Below are 16,339 nucleotides of genomic sequence, written 5' to 3' on the forward strand. Positions count from 1 at the left end.
CCCGAAGGCTACGTCGACCCGCCGGCTGGGTGCGCCGGCACGCGGACGGGCGGGAAGAGGACGGTTCTCATCGTGGCCACCGACCGGCGCATCCGATCGCGCCGGTCGGCCGCGCCCCTCCGATGCGCACGCATCCCACCTCGCGCGCGAGGCCGGATCTCCACGCCCGGGGCCCGTCAGCGAGATCCGGGGCGCCGTACCCATCCGCCGTCCGGCCGGGCCACCGTCCCCTCGAGCTCGAGCATGCCGAGCACGGACGAGGTCTCGGCGACTCCGAGACCGGCTCGTGCCGCGACGTCCGCGGTCCCTCGTCCGCGTCGGACCGCGAGGGCGTCGAGCACGCGCACGACGCGCGAGTCGCCACGATCCTCCGCGGCACGCGCACCGACGCGGTCGTCGGCGGCGCCGCTCGGCGTGTCCCGAGAGGACGCATGCGCGGATCCCGGCTCCTGCACCTGCGTACCCGCTCCGCTCCAGCCCGGCACGAGGTCCATCACGTCATCGGCTGACGTGATGCAGACCGCCTGGGACTCGCGGAGGAGACGATGGCACCCGGATGACGACGCGCTCGTCACCGGGCCGGGGACCGCCCCGAGAGGCCTCTCCAGCGCGATCGCGTGGTTAGCGGTGTTCAGCGACCCGCTGCGCGCACCTGCCTCCACGACGACGGTGGCTGCGCTCGCCGCCGCTATGAGGCGGTTGCGCAAGAGGAACCGCCAGCGTGTCGGCGACGCGCCGCATGGCAGCTCCGACACCACGGCCCCGTCGCGTCGCATCCGCGCGAAGAGCTCCGCATGACCGGAGGGGTAGAGACGGTCCACGCCGCCCGCGAGGAACGCCACCGTGCGCCCCGCCGATCCGATGGCCGCGCGGTGCGCCGCGCCGTCGATGCCGTACGCACCGCCGGAGACCACCGCCACGTCGCGGTCGACGAGCCCGGCGGCCAGCTCGGCGGTGACGTGCTCGCCGTACCCGGTGGCGGCACGCGCTCCCACGATGGCCACGGACCTCGAGAGCGCGGCCATCGCGTCCGGCGCGCCCGTGCACCAGAGGACGAGCGGCGAGTGCGGCCCCAGGTCGTCCGCGCCGACCGGCCAATGCGGATCACCCGGCACGAGCACCCGGGCGCCCACCGCACGCGCGGCGTGCAGCCGGGCCAGGGCCTCACTCCGCACGACGCGGGGCCGCCAGCGCTCCAGCGCTCCGGCGACCTCGCCGACGAGGGCAGCCCGCCCGTCCGGCTCCAGGTCGAGCCCCGCCTCGAGCATCGCGCCGACCACGGTGTCGGCCGGGCAGCCGTCGACCAAGGAGGCCAGGGCCGCGCAGGCGCCGAGCACGCCGATGACCGCCCCGGCCACGCGATCGCCCGGCTCGGCGATGCCGGACCACGTGGCACGAGCCGCCACCTCCGCCGAGTCCGTGTCGGCTGCCCCATCGCCCGGCCATCCGGGATCGGGGCGGAGCGAAGCCATCAGCTCGTCGAGTTCGCGCGCGGGCAGGCCGAGCCGGGCGACGGAACGGGCTCGTGCCGAGTCCGGTGCGCGGACGCGGCTCCGCTCGGCGTCCCCGGATGAGCGAGGCACCTCCTCGCCGACCCCGTCCTGCGCGATCACGACGCGCCTCGTAGCAGGAGCGCGCGGCCCAGGTGATCCGCGTCGGGGCTCGACGCGCCCTCCAGGTCCGCGAGCGTCCACCCGATCCGGAGGACCCGGTCGTAGCCGCGCATGGTCAGGAGCCCCCGGTCCAGCGCGCGGTCGAGGGCCGCCGTCGCCCCGCGGGCGATGCGGGCCTCCCGCCGGAGCCAGGTGCCCGAGACGTGGGCGTTCGTGCGCCACGGCGTCGCGGCCCATCGCTCCGCCGCGGCCGCTCGGGCGGCGGCGACGCGGACGCGCGCCGTGGGCGTCGTAACGCGAGGGGCATCACCCGCCGCCAGGTGCACGGCCGTCGTGACCCGTCGGACGCCCAGCCGGATGTCCATGCGGTCCATGAGGGGGCCGGAGAGTCGCGCGAGATAGCGCCGCCGCGCCTGGGGCGGGCACGAGCAGTCGGAGCCCGCGACGCCGTACGAACCGCACGGGCACGGGTTCGCCGCCATCACCAGCTGGAAGCGCCCCGGGAAGTGGGCGACGCCGTTTGCCCGGTGGATGCTGATGACGCCGGACTCGAGCGGCTGACGCAGGCAGTCGAGCACCGCGCCCGCGAACTCCGGTGCCTCGTCGAGGAAGAGCACTCCCCCGCTGGCCCGCACAGCCGCCCCCGGACGGATGCGGCCACTGCCGCCACCGACGATGCCCGCGGCGCTCGCCGTGTGGTGCGGTGCCTCCAATGGAGGCCGCACGGGCAGCTCGGGGCCCAGCCGTTCCCCGCACAGCGAGCGGATGCAGCCGACCTCCAGCGCGGCCTCCTCGTCGAGGTCGGGCAGGAGACCGGGCAGCCGCTGCGCGAGCATCGTCTTCCCCGCGCCCGGTGGCCCGAGGAGGAACATGTGGTGCCCGCCCGCCGCGGCGACCACGAGCGCCTCGACGGCCTCCTCGTTGCCGACCACGTCACCCAGGCAGGGCTCCGCGGGCTCCGCACCGCCGAGGATCCGCGTCGGGTCGGTCCCCGTCGCCGCCCGCGACCCTGCGTCGTCGTCCTCCGGCTCCGGCTCGAGCTCGGCGCCGTGGTGGATCGCCGCGTCCCGCAGCCCCGCCACCGCGATGACGCGCATGTCGGGCACGAGGGAGGCCTCATCCGCATGGCAGCGCGGCACCATCACCCGCCGGACGCCGGCGCGGCGCGCCGCGAGGACGGCCGGCAGGATGCCGTGCGTCGGACGCAGCCTCCCGTCGAGGCCGAGCTCGCCCAGGTGCACCGTGCCGGCCACCGACTCGGCCGACACCGACCCGCCCGCGGCGAGGACCGCCAGGGCGATCGCGAGATCGAAGCCGGAGCCGTGCTTGGGAAGGACGGCCGGCGAGAGGTTGACGGTCACCCGGCGCACGGGGAACTCGCACCCCGCGTTGCCGGTCGCGGCACGGACGCGTTCCCGGGCCTGGCTGAGCGCGGCGTCCGGCAGGCCGATGAGGACGAACCCGGGGAGCTGGCTCGTGATGTCCGCCTCCACGTCGACGAGCGCTCCGTCGAGGCCCGAGAGGGCGACGGCGAGCGTGCGGCCGACGGCCATCAGCAGGCGCTCCGCACGACCTCGACCGACGGCTGTCCGCCCCGGGGCCAGACGACCCCGACCACGTCGATCCGCACCGGCCCGCGCCGCTCAGGATGCGCCTGGCGCCAGAGGCCGGCGAGGACCCGGAGCCGTGCGGCCTTCGCGCGCGTGACCGCCTCGAGCGGATGCCCGTAGCGGAGCCCCGCCCGCGTCTTGACCTCCACGAGCACGGTCGTGCCCCCGTGGGTCATCACGAGGTCGACCTCGCCCTCGCGGCACCGCCAGTTGCGCTCGACGAGCGCGTAGCCGCGTTCGATCAGATGCTGTGCGGCGAGATCCTCGCCGCGTCGTCCCAGGTCCTGCTCGCGTGTCATGCGCACCTCCGCGAGGAGGATGCGTCGTCGCGGCGGCGACGCCCGCCCTCGGACGCGAGGCCGTGCGGTGCGGATGGGGCGAGCGCCTGGGGAGGGATCCCGTGAGGAGCCCTACTCGTCGATGGCGAGCTCCTTGGGGAGCTCGAACTCCTTCGCCGACAGCTCCTCGACGTTCACGTCCTTGAAGGTGAGCACGCGCACGGACTTCACGAAGCGGTCGGAGCGGTACACGTCCCAGACCCACACGTCGGTCATGCTCAGCTCGAAGTAGAAGTCGTGCTCCGTGTCGCGGCGCACCAGCTCGACCTCGTTGGCGAGGTAGAAGCGCCGCTCGGTCTCGACCACGTACTTGAACTGGGACACGATGTCCCGGTACTCCCGGTAGAGCGCGAGCTCCACCTCGCGGTCGTAGTCCTCGAACTCGTCGTCATCCATGGTCCGTCGATCCTAACCGCCCGCGCAGCCGCCTCCGTCCGGCCGGGGCCGCCGCCCGACCCCCCGCCCACGGGATGCCGCGCCCGGGCCCGAATGAGGAAGGGCCTCAGGCACCCGGGGAAGCCAGGACGCCGGTGAGCCACGTGCGCCGGTGGATCCGCGACGCCCCGTTCGCGCGGATCACGTCGAGGTGGGCCGGGCTCCCGTAGCCCTTGTTGCCTGCCCAGCCGTACTCGGGCGACTCCTCGTGCCACGCGGCCATCAGGCGGTCGCGGTGCACCTTGGCGAGCACCGACGCCGCGGCCACCGACGCGCAGTCGCGGTCGGCCTTGACGCGGAGCCGCACCGGCACCGGATGCACGAGCGCGGGCGTGAGCCAGTCGTGGGACCCGTCGAGGAGCACCACGCTGTCGAGGAGCGGCACGCCGAGGTGGTGCAGCTCGACGAGCGCACGCCGCCCGGCGAGGCCGAGGCAGGCCGTGATCCCGAGCGCATCCACCTCCTCGGCTGACGCCATGCCGACCGCGGAGTGCCCCGCCCACGCGGACACCAGCGGGTGCAGGGCCTCTCGGCGCTTCTCGCTGAGCATCTTCGAGTCCCGCAGGCCCACCGGGAACGCATCCGCGTCGGGGCCGACAGCCGCCATGCCCACCGCGACCGGGCCGGCGAGGGCACCGCGCCCGACCTCGTCGCAGCCGATGACGAGGGCGGCGCCGGCGCCGAGCAGCTCGTGCTCGATCTCGAACGTCGGATCGGCGACCGGCATCAGCCGGCGGGGACCGCGTCGGGCACGTCGCCGAACGTCTCGGGGTGGTCGCTGAGGATCGACCAGCGGTCGATGGGCCAGGTGATGACGAACGCGCGGCCGACCACGTGGTCGATGGGCACGAAGCCCTTCGTGGGACCGTCGACGTTGTAGCGCGAGTCCGCGGAGTTGCCGCGGTTGTCGCCCATCACCCAGAGGGAGTCCGCAGGGACGGTGACGTCGAAGTCGACGTCGGACGCGCGCGTGTCGCCGGGGACGAGCTTCAGGTACGGCTCGTCGAGGGGCACGTCGTTGACGCTCATCTGGCCGAGGGAGTTGCAGCAGACGACATGGTCGCCCGGCAGCCCGATGAGGCGCTTGATGAGGTGGTCGTTGCTGTCGGACGCGGAGAGGCCCACCGTGGTGAGCGCCCAGTCGACGGCGGCCGCGAGAGGCGGCTTGTCGACCTCAGGCGACGGCGTCAGCCAACCGCCCGGATCACGGAACACCACGACGTCGCCGTGCTGGAGCGGCATCAGCCGCGGAGTCAGCTGATTGACGACGATGCGGTCGTTGATCTGGAGGGTGTCCTCCATCGACGCCGAGGGGATGTAGAAGGACCGGATCAGGAACGCCTTGATCAGGATGGATACCAGGAGGGCCACCACGAAGATGACGATGACGTCCCGGAGGAACGTCTTCCATCCACGCGACCCGCTGCCGCTGTGCCTGCCCGAGGATCTCGTCCCCACGGGTGCCGTGCTGTCTGTCATTTAACCGCCTGAGCTCCCGGCAAGCATATGCGCCGGGAGCCCAGTGGGATGACAGGTGGGGATGCGCTAGGAGCGCTTCTCCTTGATCTTCGCCTTCTTGCCGCGCAGGTCGCGCAGGAAGTAGAGCTTGGCGCGGCGCACGTCGCCGCGCGTCACGACCTCGATGTGGTCGATGACCGGGGAGTGCACCGGGAAGGTGCGCTCGACGCCGACCTGGAAGCTGACCTTGCGGACGCAGAACGTCTCGCGGACGCCCTCGCCCTGACGGCCGATGACGATGCCCTGGAACACCTGGATGCGCGAGCGGCTGCCCTCGACGATGTTGACGTGGACCTTGACCGTGTCGCCGGCGCGGAAGTCGGGGATGTCCGACCGCAGCGACGCCTTGTCGACGGAATCGAGGATGTGCATGGTGTACCGCTCTCTGCAACCGCCACGGGTCGACTGCGCATCAATGTCTGGAAGGGGAACGGCCCGCATGAGTGGCCGACTCCCCCGTGGCAGGGTCGACGGCAGGCACGATCGCCCATTGTGTCACCTCGGGCGCGTCGAGCGCAAAGCGCAGGTCCTCGCGCGGCCGGTCACTCCAGCCGGATGGTGCGTCCGGCGTCGGGCCCCTCGGCGGCCTTCCACTCGGGCGGTCGCGGCTGGGCGTCCCGCTCGATGACGGCGATGACCTCCTGCATCCGCGCTCTCGTCTCCACGAGCAGCTGCCGGATGGCGAGCGCGACGAGCGCGACGACGGCGAGGGCCGCGATGACCGCGCACCAGGTGCTGACGACGGAGTAGGTGCCCGTGCCGATGACGGCGAGGGTCACGACGCCCATGGCCAGCGCGTCCGCCGGGGAGACGGCCCGCGCGGTGCGGACGGACCGCCGGGCCAGCACGAGGCCGAGGGCGGCGAGCAGGGCGATCCCGAGGGCGCCGACCGCGAGCATCACGAGGAGGAGCTCCCATCCGCCGGAGCCGGCGGCCGCCCAGCCGACGAGGAGCCAGGCGGGGAGCACGACGACCGCGGCGAACTGCCAGCGGTAGAGCGCGCGACGGAGACCGAGGGCCGGGGAGTGCTGCATCGCCCCATGCTAGGAGCGGATCCTGGGCATCGCAGGAGGGTCGGGATCCCCGCTCCCGTAGGATCCTTCGCGTGATGGAACTGCGAACGCCCGCCGAGATGGACCAGATGCGACCCGCCGGGGAGTTCGTGGCCTCCGTGCTCACGGCCCTGGCCGCGAAGGCCGACGTCGGAGTCAACCTGCTCGACCTCGACCGCGAGGCGCACCGCATGATCCGCGCGCGCGGCGCCGAGTCCTGCTACATCGACTACCACCCGTCCTTCGGCGCCATGCCCTTCGGCAAGGTGCTCTGCACGTCCGTCAACGACGGCGTGCTGCACGGGCTCCCCCACGACTACCGGCTGCAGGACGGCGACCTCCTGAGCCTCGACTTCGCGGCGTCCGTCGACGGCTGGGTCAGCGACTCGGCTGTCAGCGTCATCGTCGGCACGCCCCGCGCGGAGGACGTCCGCCTCATCGAGGTGACGACCGCCGCCCTCGAGGCGGGCATCCGCGCCGCGCAGCCGGGCGGGCGCACGGGCGACATCTCGGCGGCGATCGGCGCGGTCGCGACCGAGGCCGGCTACTCGGTCAACACGGACTTCGGCGGACACGGCGTCGGTCGCACCATGCACAGCGATCCGCACATCGCGAACCAGGGTCGGCCGAACCGCGGCGTCCCGCTGCGTCCCGGACTGGTCATCGCGATCGAGCCGTGGTTCCTGCAGAGCACCGACGAGATATACACGGACAAGGACGGCTGGACCCTCCGCAGCGCCGACGGCTCGCGCGGCGCGCACATGGAGCACACGGTCGCGATCACCGAGTCCGGCCCGCTGATCCTCACCGCCCGCTCCTGACGCCGGGACGCCTGCGGGCCCGCGCCGCGCCGGCCTAGTCGGGCAGGAGGTCCGGGCGGACGCGGCGGGTGCGCTCGAGCTGCTGCTCGCGTCGCCATGCGGCGATGGCGCCGTGGTTGCCGCTGCGCAGCACGTCGGGCACGGCGAGACCGCGCCACTCGGGCGGCTTCGTGTAGCTGGGGTGCTCGAGCAGGCCGTCGGAGTGGCTCTCCTCCACGAGGCTCGCGGGGTTGCCGACGACGCCGGGCACGAGCCGGCCGATCGCCTCGATCATGGCCATGACCGCGACCTCGCCGCCGTTCAGCACGTAGTCGCCGAGGCTCACCAGGCGCACCCGGGCGCGGGTGGCGGTGTGGTCGACGACGCGCTGGTCGATGCCCTCGTATCGACCGCAGCCGAACGCCAGGTGCGGCTCGGCGGAGAGCTCCTGGGCCATGGCCTGCGTGAACACCTCGCCGGCGGGCGACGGGAAGATCACGACGGGATCCGTGTCGTCGGCGAGCACCTCGTCCATCGCCTCGCCCCACGGCTCCGGGCGCATCACCATGCCGGCTCCGCCCCCGTAGGGCGTGTCGTCCACGGTGCGGTGGCGGTCGTGGGTGAAGGCGCGCAGATCGTGCAGGCGGAGGTCGATGAGGCCGGACTGGCGCGCGCGACCGAGCAGGGAGATGTCGAGCACCCCGAAGAACTCGGGGAAGATCGAGACGATGTCGATCCGCATGTCAGCGGGCGTCGTCGCCCTCGGGGGCGGACCCGGGCTCGGCATCCGACGTCGCGGAGGGCGTCGGCTGCTCGTCCGGGATCTCCTCGAACAGGCCGAGCGGCGGCGTGATGACGAGCGTGCCGGCCTCCACGTCCACCGATGGCACGATGGCCTGCACGAACGGGACGAGCACCGTGCCGGACGGGGTGTCGACATGCAGCAGGTCCTGAGCCGGGAAGTGGTCGACCAGCGAGACGGTGCCGACCTCGACGCCGTCGCGGAGGACCTTCAGGCCCACCAGCTGGTGGTCGTACCAGGCATCGGGCTCGGCGGGCTCGTCGGCCGGCGGCGTCATCCAGAGGATGGCCTTCGCGAGCGACTCGGCGGCCGTGCGGTCGGCGACGCCCTCGAAGAACCCGACCGGGTGGCTGTTGTACCAGCGCAGCTCGGTGAGCGTGAGGGTGCGTCCGTGCCAGGGGGACGAGTCGGGGACCTGGAGCGAGAACTCGGCTCCGGGGACGAACCGCTTGTCGGGGTCGTCCGTGAACAGCTCGAGCTTGACCGCTCCCTTGAGCCCGTGCGCCTTGGTCAGCCGGCCCACGCGGAACGCCGCGGGGTCACGGACGATGTCCTCAGGAATCGGTGTCCACCACATCGACGCGGACGCGCTGGCCGTCGGCGAGAGCCGAGACGAGCGTCCGGAGGGCCTTCGCGGTGCGACCCGCTCGGCCGATGACCCGGCCGAGGTCCTCGGGGTGCACGCGCACCTCGAGGACCTCGCCGCGGGGGGATCCCTTGCTCGTCACGGAGACGTCGTCCGGGTGCTCGACGATGCCCTTGACCAGATGAGCGAGCGCGGGAGCGAGCATGGGCTAGGCCTGCTCCTCGGTCGCCTCGGCCTCGGGCGCAGCGGCCTCGGGCGCGGCCTTCTCGGTCTTCGGCTTGAGGACCGGCTTCTTCTTCTCGTCCGCGACGTAGGCGGGCTTCGCCTCGCGGGTGCGGACGGTGGAGACGGCGTCCTTGTCGCCCTTGAAGCGACCCCAGTCGCCCGTGAGCTTGAGGAGGGCCTCGACCTGCTCGGTGGGCTGGGCGCCCACGGAGAGCCAGTACTGCGCCCGCTCCGACTGGACCTCGATGAACGAGGGCTCCTCGGTGGGGTGGTACTTGCCGATCTCCTCGATGACGCGGCCGTCGCGCTTGGCGCGCGAGTCGGCGACGACGATGCGGTAGTACGGCGCGCGGATCTTGCCCAGGCGCTTCAGACGGATCTTGACAGCCACAATTCTCCTGAATTTCTTTTGTGTGGGGTGAACTGACGGCCGTGAGCGTGGGGGCACACTCGGCATTGGTTCGATGGGGTCTCGCGGCGCCTGATTAGAGGGTCGGACGATCGCGGACTCGACAGATCATTATGGCAGACGCCGGGCCCGGCCGGGACCCCCGGTGTCGGCGCGCCGCACGGCGTCATCGCCCGGCCCTCCCGAGGGGTGCGTGGCATGATCGGACGACACCCGGCGCATGCGCCCCGAGACCCCGTGGACGGCAGGACCCGCATGCAGATCGACTTCGCCCGCCAGCCCCCGTCCCGCGTCGGGATCGAGTGGGAGCTCGCGTGCGTCGACCGCGGCTCGGGGGAGCTCGCCGGCGTCGCGCCGCAGATCCTCCGCTCCTTCCCCCACGACGACGCGCACCCGCACGTGACCGGGGAGTTCCTCACCAACACGGTCGAGGTCGTCAGCGCGCCGCACTCCCGTGTCGGGCACGCCGTGGACGACCTCGCGCGGCTCATCGAGCGGGTGGTGGACGTCGCGGACCCGCTCGGCATTGACCTCATGTGCGCGGGGACCCACCCCTTCAGCGCCTGGCCCGACCAGGACGTCACCCCCGACAACGAGCGGTACGCCACGCTGCTCGACCGCACCAGGTGGTGGGGGCGGCAAATGATGATCTGGGGCGTGCACGTGCACGTCGGGATCGAGGACGGATCGAAGGCGCTCCCGATCCTCAACGCGCTCCTCGTGCACCTCCCCCGGTTCCAGGCGCTCAGCGCGTCGAGCCCGTTCTGGTCCGGACAGGAGACGGGGTACGCGTCAAACCGGGCGCTCATGTTCCAGCAGCTGCCGACCGCGGGGCTGCCGCCCGACCTCACGACGTGGGCCGACTACGAGCGGCTCATCGGCGACATGACGCACGTCGGCGTCATCGACCACCACAGCGAGCTGCGCTGGGACATCCGGCCGGCGCCCAAGTGGGGCACCCTCGAGACGCGCGTGTTCGACGGCGTCTCGACGCTCGGGGAGATCGCGTCGCTCGCGGCCCTGGTCCAGTGCCTCGTGCACGACTTGTCAGCCGCGCTCGACCGCGGCGAGGAGCTCCCGCGGATGCAGCCGTGGTTCGTGCGCGAGAACAAGTGGCGCGCGGCCCGGTACGGGATGGACGCCATCATCATCCAGGACGCCGCCGGCGAGGAGGCCCTCGTCGGCGACGACACCCGGGCGCTCGTGGAGCGCCTCTCCCCCACCGCGGACGCGCTCGGCTGCGAGGCGGAGCTGCGGGGGATCCTCGACATCGTCGACCGCGGCGCGAGCTACCAGCGGCAGCTGCGGGTCGCCGAGGAGAACGACGGCGCGCTCGCCCCCGTGGTGACGCACCTCGTCGAGGAGCTGCGCTCAGGATTGGGCCGGTGACGCGGGGCAGACTGTGCAGGTGAGCCCCGCCGTCGACATCGTGATCCTCGTCGTCGCCGTGCTCGCGGCCCTCGCCGGCTGGCGCCGCGGGGCCATCGTGACTATCGCCGGGCTCGCCGGCATCGTGGTCGGGGTGCTGCTGGCGCTGTGGATCACGCCGGCCTTCCTGGCGCTGCTCGACCAGTTCGGCGTGGCCACCGGGATCAGCCGCACCTTCGCGGCCGCGATCCTCATGCTCGTCACGACCTCGCTCGTGAGCGGCATCCTCGCGCAGGTCGCCAGCGTCCTCACGCGCCTCCTCCGCCCGCGGGGCGCCGCGCGCGGCCTCGACCGCGGCATCGGCGCCGTCGCGGGTCTCGCGGCCTGGGCGGTCTCGGTCTGGTTCATCGGCGGCTTCCTCGGCTCCAGCGGTGTGATCCCCGCGGTGCAGCTCGCGTCGTCGTCCCGCATCGTCCAGGCGCTCGACCGGGTCTCGCCGATCTCCAGCGGCACCGCCCTCTCGGCGCTCGACGACGCGCTCCACGACGTCGGCTACCCGCGGGTGTTCGCGAACGGCGAGGAGGCGATCGCCGACACGGCCGCACCCGACGCGGACGTGCCCGAGGCCGTGCAGCGGTCCGCGGCGAGCGTGGTGAAGATCCTCTCGTCGGCGCCGGCGTGCGGCACGTCCTCGTCCGGCAGCGGCTGGGTCGTCCAGGGGGACCGCGTCGTGACGAACGCGCATGTGGTGACGGGATCCGACGAGGTCTACGTGCAGCAGGGCGGCACGGGCGAGCTGCTCCGCGCGGACCTCGTGGTGTTCGACCCCGCGCGCGACGTCGCCGTCCTCGCGGTCCCCGGCCTCACCGCCGCGCCCCTCGCGCTCGGCGACGAGCTCGCCGCGTCCGACGAGGCCGTCGTGGCCGGCTATCCGGGCGGCGGGCCGTACCAGGCCACGGGCGCGCGGATCCGCGAGGTGGTCGAGGCCATCGGCACCGACATCCAGCACGAGCAGCCCGTGACGCGCGAGGTCTACTCCGTGCGCGGCACGGTGCGCCCCGGGGACTCGGGCGGCGCGCTGTTCGACGCGCAGGGCCGCGTGGTCGGCCTCGTGTTCGCGACATCGACCGTCGACGCGCAGACGGGATACGCGATGACGCTCGACGAGATCGCGCCCGTGCTGCAGCAGGCCGGGGCCAGCGCCCCGGTCGACTCCGGCCGCTGCTCGGTCTGATCCGCGGAGCCGGACGCGCACCCCGTGCCGGATGCGCGTCCGGCCGCGGACGCGCTTCCGATCGAAGGGGCTCGCGGGCCGCCGGGGCTCAGTCGGCCGCGATGACCGAGAGCACGTTCCCCGCCGGGTCGCGGAACCACGCGATGTCCGGGCCGTGGCCGCGCATGATGCCGCGCGCGTCCGTGGGCAGGTCCGCGTAGATCGCCGTCTCGACGCCGCGGGCGTTGAGCTCGACCACCGCCGCCTCCACGTCGTCGACCGCGAGGTTCAGGACCGTGAAGGTCGCCGGCTCATGGCCGGGCTTCGGATAGACGAGCACGCGGGCGCCGGATCCGGGGAGCATGAGCCGCAGCATGCCCATCTCGGGGACCTCCTCGACCTCGAGACCGAGGGTCCCGCGGTAGAAGGCGAGGGCAGCGGGGACGTCGTCCACGCTGAAGCCGCTGAAGGCGGTGACGGGTGCGAACACGGGGGCTCCTGACGCGCGGACCGCGACGGGGTGCCACGATGCACGACCCACGCTGGCATGTCGCGCGGCCCACGTCCAGGCATGCGACGAGGGCCCTCCCGCTCGCGCGGGAGGGCCCTCGGGTCGTGCGCCGGGTCAGCGCCCGAGGAACTTCTGCAGCGAGGCGAGCTCCTCCTCGCTCGGGGCGCTGTTGGCGCCGCCCTTGGCCGCCCCGGCGAGTCCGAAGCCGGATCCCGCGGGAGCCGGGGGCCCGCCGATGCGCTGGCCCGACGCGAGCGCGGCGTTCTCCTGCGCGCGCTTGGCCGGGTTGCCCGACTTCGAGCCCTTCTTCTTCTGCTGCACGGGCTTGCGGCTCGAGTGCGCGCCGGGCATCGGTCCCATGCCGGGGATCTGCGGCATGCCGCCGCGGGCGACCGTGCGCATCATCTTCGAGGCCTGCTCGAAGCGCTGCACGAGGCCGTTGACGTCGGTGACGGTCATGCCGGATCCGCGGGCGATGCGGAGCCGGCGCGAGCCGTTGAGGAGCTTCGGGTTCTGGCGCTCGGCCTTCGTCATCGACTGGATGATCGCCTCGGTGCGGACGATCTCCTTCTCGTCGAAGTTCTCCAGCTGCTCCTTCATGGCGCTCATGCCGGGGAGCATGCCCATCATCTTCTTCAGCGAGCCCTTGCCCCGCAGCTGCTGCATCTGCTTGAGGAAGTCGTCGAGCGTGAAGGTGTCGCTCGCGAGCTTCTGGGCGACCTCCATCGCCTCCTCCTCGTCGAAGGCCTGCTGGGCCTGCTCGATGAGGGTGAGGATGTCGCCGAGGTCGAGGATGCGGCTCGCCATGCGGTCGGGGTGGAACGGCTCGAAGTCGTCGAGGCCCTCGCCCGTGGACGCGAACATGATGGGGCGGCCCGTGACGGAGGCGACCGAGAGGGCCGCTCCTCCGCGCGCGTCGCCGTCGAGCTTGGAGAGCACGACGCCCGTGAAGTCGACGCCGTCCTGGAACGCCTTCGCGGTCGCGACCGCGTCCTGGCCGATCATGGCGTCGATGACGAAGAGGACCTCGTCCGGGTCGGTGGCCTTCCGGATGTCCGCGGCCTGCTTCATCAGCTCGGCGTCCACGCCCAGGCGGCCGGCGGTGTCGATGATGACGACGCTGTACTGCTTGCCGACCGCGTGCTTCATCGCGTCCTTGGCGACGCGCACCGGGTTGCCCGTGCCGTTGCCGGGCTCGGGCGCGAAGACGGGGACGCCCGCCTGCTCGCCGACGACCTGCAGCTGCTGCACCGCGTTGGGGCGCTGAAGGTCGGCCGCAACGAGCATGGGCGTGTGCCCGTCCTTCGCGAGCCACTTGCCGAGCTTGCCCGCGAGCGTGGTCTTGCCCGCGCCCTGCAGGCCGGCGAGCATGATCACGGTCGGCGGCCTCTTCGCGAACTGGATGCGGCGCTGCTGGCCGCCGAGGATCGCGACGAGCTCCTCGTTGACGATCTGCACGACCTGCTGGGCGGGGTTCAGCGCCTGGCTGACCTCGCCGCCGAGGGCGCGCTCGCGGACGGACGCGGTGAACGCCTTGACGACGTCGAGCGCGACGTCGGCCTCGAGCAGCGCGCGACGGATCTCGCGGACGGTGCCGTCGACGTCCGCGGCGCTGAGCTTGCCCTTGCCGCGCAGGTTCTTGAAGGTCTCGGCGAGGCGGTCCGAGAGTGTTCCGAAGGTAGCCATGGTGCGTCCAGCTTAACCGGCGCCGGCCCGACGTCGGACCGGGTGGGATCAGCCGACCAGGTTCTGCGCGAACACGTGCGGGGTGAATCCGGTGAGGTCGCCGATGCCCTCGCCCTGGCCGATGAGCTTGATGGGGATGCCCGTGCGCTCCTGCACGTTGAGGATGAAGCCGCCCTTGGCGGATCCGTCGAGCTTGGTGATGACGAGCCCCGTGACGCCGCCGTGCTCGATGAACGCCTGCGCCTGCGCGAGCCCGTTCTGGCCGGTCGTCGCGTCGAGCACGAGCAGCACCTCGGCGATGGGCGACTGCTTCTCGACGACGCGGCGGATCTTCGACAGCTCGTCCATGAGGCCGCCCTTGGTGTGCAGGCGGCCGGCCGTGTCGATGATCACCATCTCGGTGCCCGTGCGCATCGCGTGCTCGACGGTCTGGAAGGCGACGCTGGCGGGGTCCTGGCCGGGCTGCTGCGGGCGCACGATCTCGGCGCCGGCGCGGTCGGCCCATGTGGCGAGCTGGTCGACGGCGGCCGCGCGGAACGTGTCCGCCGCGCCGACGACGGCCGTGCGGCCGTAGTTGCGCAGGAACTTCGCGAACTTGCCGATGGTGGTGGTCTTGCCGACGCCGTTGACGCCGACCACGAGGATCACGGCGGGCCGGGCGCTCAGCTTCAGCGTCGGGTCGTGCTTCGCGAGCCGCTCCTCGATGCTCTCCCGGAGCATGCGCTGGAGGTCGCGCGGGTCGGTCGTGCGGTAGCGCTCGACCTTCTCGCGGAGGTCGTCGATGGTGGCCTCGGTGACGTCGGGGCCGAAGTCCGCCGTGATGAGGGCGGTCTCGAGGTCGTCCCACGTGGTCTCGTCGATCGTGGGTTTCGCGAACATGCCGCGGAGCGCGCCAGAGAGGGACCAGGGGGTGCGGGCTGCCATGTGCCCAGCGTAGCCGCGGGTCAGGAGGCGGCCTGCTCCTCGCGGGCGGGCTCGGGCGCGGCCTCGCCCGCGGCGCCGGGTGCCGTCTCGGTGCGGGCGTCGCGGCTCACGCGCTGGCCGACGACCGCGCTCACGCCGTCCTGCCGCATCGAGACGCCGTAGAGCGCGTCGGCGATCTCCATCGTGCGCTTCTGGTGCGTGATGACGATGAGCTGCGAGGTGTCGCGGAGCTGCTCGAGGATCGTGAGCAGGCGGCCGAGGTTGGCGTCGTCGAGGGCCGCCTCCACCTCGTCCATGATGTAGAACGGGCTCGGCCGGGCGGTGAAGATGGCGATGAGCAGGGCCACGGCCGCGAGCGAGCGCTCCCCGCCGGAGAGAAGCGACAGCCGCTCGATGCGCTTGCCGGCCGGCCGCACGCTCACCTCGATGCCCGTCGTGAGCAGCTGCTCCGGATCCGTGAGGTGGATGCTGCCCGTCCCGCCCGGGAAGAGGATCGGGAAGACGCGGTCGAACGCCTGCCGAGTGTCCTCGAACGCGGCCGCGAAGACCCCCTGCATGGTGCGGTCGATGTCGTCGATGATCGTGAGCAGGTCCTTGCGCGTCGCGGTCAGGTCGGCGAGCTGCTCGGTGAGGAACAGGTGGCGCTGCTCGAGGGCCGCGAACTCCTCGAGCGCGAGCGGGTTGACGCGGCCGAGCTGGGCGAGCTTGCGCTCCGCGACCTGGAGGCGCGCCTTCTGCTCCTCGCGGTCGAAGGGGCGGGTGGGGCCGGGCTCGTCGTCGTCGTCCACGGCGGGATCGGCGGAGCGGTCCGCATCGGGGGTGGCGTCGTCCGCGGTGTCGGCGGACTGGCCGTCCTCCTCCTGATCCGCGTCGGCGTCGTCTCGAGCGTCGGTGGCGGCGGGCTGCCGCTGCCGCGGCGGGAGGGGTGCCTCCTCGGGGACCGGGACGTCGGGTCCGTACTCCGCGACGAGCACCTCCTCCCCCAGCCCGAGCTCGCTGGCGGCGCGCTCGAGCAGCTGCGACACCTGGAGGCGCTTCTCGTAGATCTGCAGCTCGAGGCCGTGCACGTCCTCGGTGATCCCGTGCAGGCGCTCCCGCAGCTCGGCCTCCTCGCGGCGGAGGGCGGCGAGCTCGGCGTTGCGGCCGGCGCGCGACTCCTCGGCGCGCGCGAGCACGAGCCGCGCCTCGGCTGTGCTGCGATCGGCGGCGCGCACCACGGCGGGCAGCGCGTCGGCGACGGAGGCGGCGC

Annotated in this window: 19 protein-coding genes; 3 read left to right on the forward strand and 16 right to left on the reverse strand. The window is 72.8% G+C overall.

Going from position 1 to position 16,339, the window contains the following annotated elements; translation table 11 throughout:
- Positions 1-176: 176 nt before the first annotated feature.
- The 8 genes from dprA to HDR73_RS15710 form a co-directional block, all read right to left on the reverse strand.
- The gene (dprA, locus tag HDR73_RS15675; RefSeq protein ID WP_041464854.1) at positions 177-1,472 is read right to left on the reverse strand and encodes a DNA-processing protein DprA; all 1,296 of its coding nucleotides are present in this window, start codon (positions 1,470-1,472) and stop codon (positions 177-179) included.
- A 137-nt stretch (positions 1,473-1,609) separates the two neighbouring features.
- Positions 1,610-3,166, reverse strand: a complete 1,557-nt coding sequence (locus tag HDR73_RS15680; RefSeq protein WP_012298194.1) for a YifB family Mg chelatase-like AAA ATPase — start codon at positions 3,164-3,166, stop codon at positions 1,610-1,612.
- Positions 3,166-3,522 (reverse strand): YraN family protein, encoded by a 357-nt coding sequence (locus HDR73_RS15685; RefSeq protein ID WP_041464371.1) that lies wholly within the window; start codon positions 3,520-3,522, stop codon positions 3,166-3,168. The genes HDR73_RS15680 and HDR73_RS15685 overlap by 1 nt, the downstream gene beginning before the upstream one ends.
- Before the next feature lie 111 nt (positions 3,523-3,633).
- A complete protein-coding gene (locus tag HDR73_RS15690; protein WP_012298192.1) occupies positions 3,634-3,957 on the reverse strand; it encodes a DUF2469 family protein in 324 nt (107 codons plus the stop codon).
- A 106-nt stretch (positions 3,958-4,063) separates the two neighbouring features.
- Positions 4,064-4,723 carry a ribonuclease HII gene (gene rnhB, locus HDR73_RS15695; RefSeq protein ID WP_012298191.1) on the reverse strand — a complete coding sequence of 220 codons (660 nt, stop codon included), beginning with the start codon at positions 4,721-4,723 and terminating at the stop codon, positions 4,064-4,066.
- Complete coding sequence (lepB, locus tag HDR73_RS15700; RefSeq protein ID WP_012298190.1) at positions 4,723-5,475, reverse strand: signal peptidase I; 753 nt, start codon at positions 5,473-5,475, stop codon at positions 4,723-4,725. Before lepB ends, rnhB begins: the two co-directional genes overlap by 1 nt.
- Positions 5,476-5,541: 66 nt before the next feature.
- Positions 5,542-5,886 carry a 50S ribosomal protein L19 gene (gene rplS, locus HDR73_RS15705; RefSeq protein WP_012298189.1) on the reverse strand — a complete coding sequence of 115 codons (345 nt, stop codon included), beginning with the start codon at positions 5,884-5,886 and terminating at the stop codon, positions 5,542-5,544.
- A gap of 170 nt (positions 5,887-6,056) precedes the next feature.
- The gene (locus tag HDR73_RS15710) at positions 6,057-6,548 is read right to left on the reverse strand and encodes a hypothetical protein (RefSeq protein WP_012298188.1); all 492 of its coding nucleotides are present in this window, start codon (positions 6,546-6,548) and stop codon (positions 6,057-6,059) included.
- 71 nt (positions 6,549-6,619) lie between these two features.
- On the opposite strand from HDR73_RS15710, the gene map reads away from it, so the two are divergent.
- A complete protein-coding gene (gene map / locus HDR73_RS15715; RefSeq protein ID WP_012298187.1) occupies positions 6,620-7,387 on the forward strand; it encodes a type I methionyl aminopeptidase in 768 nt (255 codons plus the stop codon).
- Between the two features lie 34 nt (positions 7,388-7,421).
- Here the strand turns inward: map and trmD are convergent, their stop codons facing one another.
- From trmD to rpsP, 4 genes are read right to left on the reverse strand one after another with little or no spacing between them, the layout of a single operon-like run.
- Positions 7,422-8,108, reverse strand: a complete 687-nt coding sequence (gene trmD, locus HDR73_RS15720; RefSeq protein ID WP_012298186.1) for a tRNA (guanosine(37)-N1)-methyltransferase TrmD — start codon at positions 8,106-8,108, stop codon at positions 7,422-7,424.
- 1 nt (position 8,109) lies between these two features.
- Positions 8,110-8,745, reverse strand: a complete 636-nt coding sequence (rimM, locus tag HDR73_RS15725) for a ribosome maturation factor RimM (protein ID WP_012298185.1) — start codon at positions 8,743-8,745, stop codon at positions 8,110-8,112.
- The gene (locus HDR73_RS15730) at positions 8,723-8,959 is read right to left on the reverse strand and encodes an RNA-binding protein (protein ID WP_012038054.1); all 237 of its coding nucleotides are present in this window, start codon (positions 8,957-8,959) and stop codon (positions 8,723-8,725) included. The genes rimM and HDR73_RS15730 overlap by 23 nt, the downstream gene beginning before the upstream one ends.
- A 3-nt stretch (positions 8,960-8,962) precedes the next feature.
- Positions 8,963-9,370 carry a 30S ribosomal protein S16 gene (gene rpsP / locus HDR73_RS15735; RefSeq protein WP_012298184.1) on the reverse strand — a complete coding sequence of 136 codons (408 nt, stop codon included), beginning with the start codon at positions 9,368-9,370 and terminating at the stop codon, positions 8,963-8,965.
- Between the two features lie 273 nt (positions 9,371-9,643).
- On the opposite strand from rpsP, the gene HDR73_RS15740 reads away from it, so the two are divergent.
- Positions 9,644-10,777, forward strand: a complete 1,134-nt coding sequence (locus HDR73_RS15740; protein ID WP_041464852.1) for a glutamate--cysteine ligase — start codon at positions 9,644-9,646, stop codon at positions 10,775-10,777.
- Between the two features lie 19 nt (positions 10,778-10,796).
- Positions 10,797-11,990 (forward strand): MarP family serine protease, encoded by a 1,194-nt coding sequence (locus HDR73_RS15745; protein ID WP_223842717.1) that lies wholly within the window; start codon positions 10,797-10,799, stop codon positions 11,988-11,990.
- A gap of 88 nt (positions 11,991-12,078) precedes the next feature.
- Here the strand turns inward: HDR73_RS15745 and HDR73_RS15750 are convergent, their stop codons facing one another.
- The 4 genes from HDR73_RS15750 to HDR73_RS15765 form a co-directional block, all read right to left on the reverse strand.
- Positions 12,079-12,459, reverse strand: coding sequence for a VOC family protein (locus HDR73_RS15750; RefSeq protein WP_012298181.1), 381 nt, complete (start codon positions 12,457-12,459; stop codon positions 12,079-12,081).
- A 135-nt stretch (positions 12,460-12,594) separates the two neighbouring features.
- The gene (ffh, locus tag HDR73_RS15755) at positions 12,595-14,166 is read right to left on the reverse strand and encodes a signal recognition particle protein (protein WP_012298180.1); all 1,572 of its coding nucleotides are present in this window, start codon (positions 14,164-14,166) and stop codon (positions 12,595-12,597) included.
- A 48-nt stretch (positions 14,167-14,214) separates the two neighbouring features.
- Positions 14,215-15,090 (reverse strand): signal recognition particle-docking protein FtsY, encoded by an 876-nt coding sequence (gene ftsY / locus HDR73_RS15760; RefSeq protein WP_012298179.1) that lies wholly within the window; start codon positions 15,088-15,090, stop codon positions 14,215-14,217.
- Positions 15,091-15,110: 20 nt separating this feature from the next.
- Positions 15,111-16,339: AAA family ATPase (locus HDR73_RS15765; RefSeq protein WP_287136482.1), on the reverse strand; the 1,229-nt coding region annotated here is incomplete at its 5' end.

Source organism: Clavibacter sp. (assembly GCF_014802555.1).
GTDB classification, from domain to species: domain Bacteria; phylum Actinomycetota; class Actinomycetes; order Actinomycetales; family Microbacteriaceae; genus Clavibacter; species Clavibacter sepedonicus.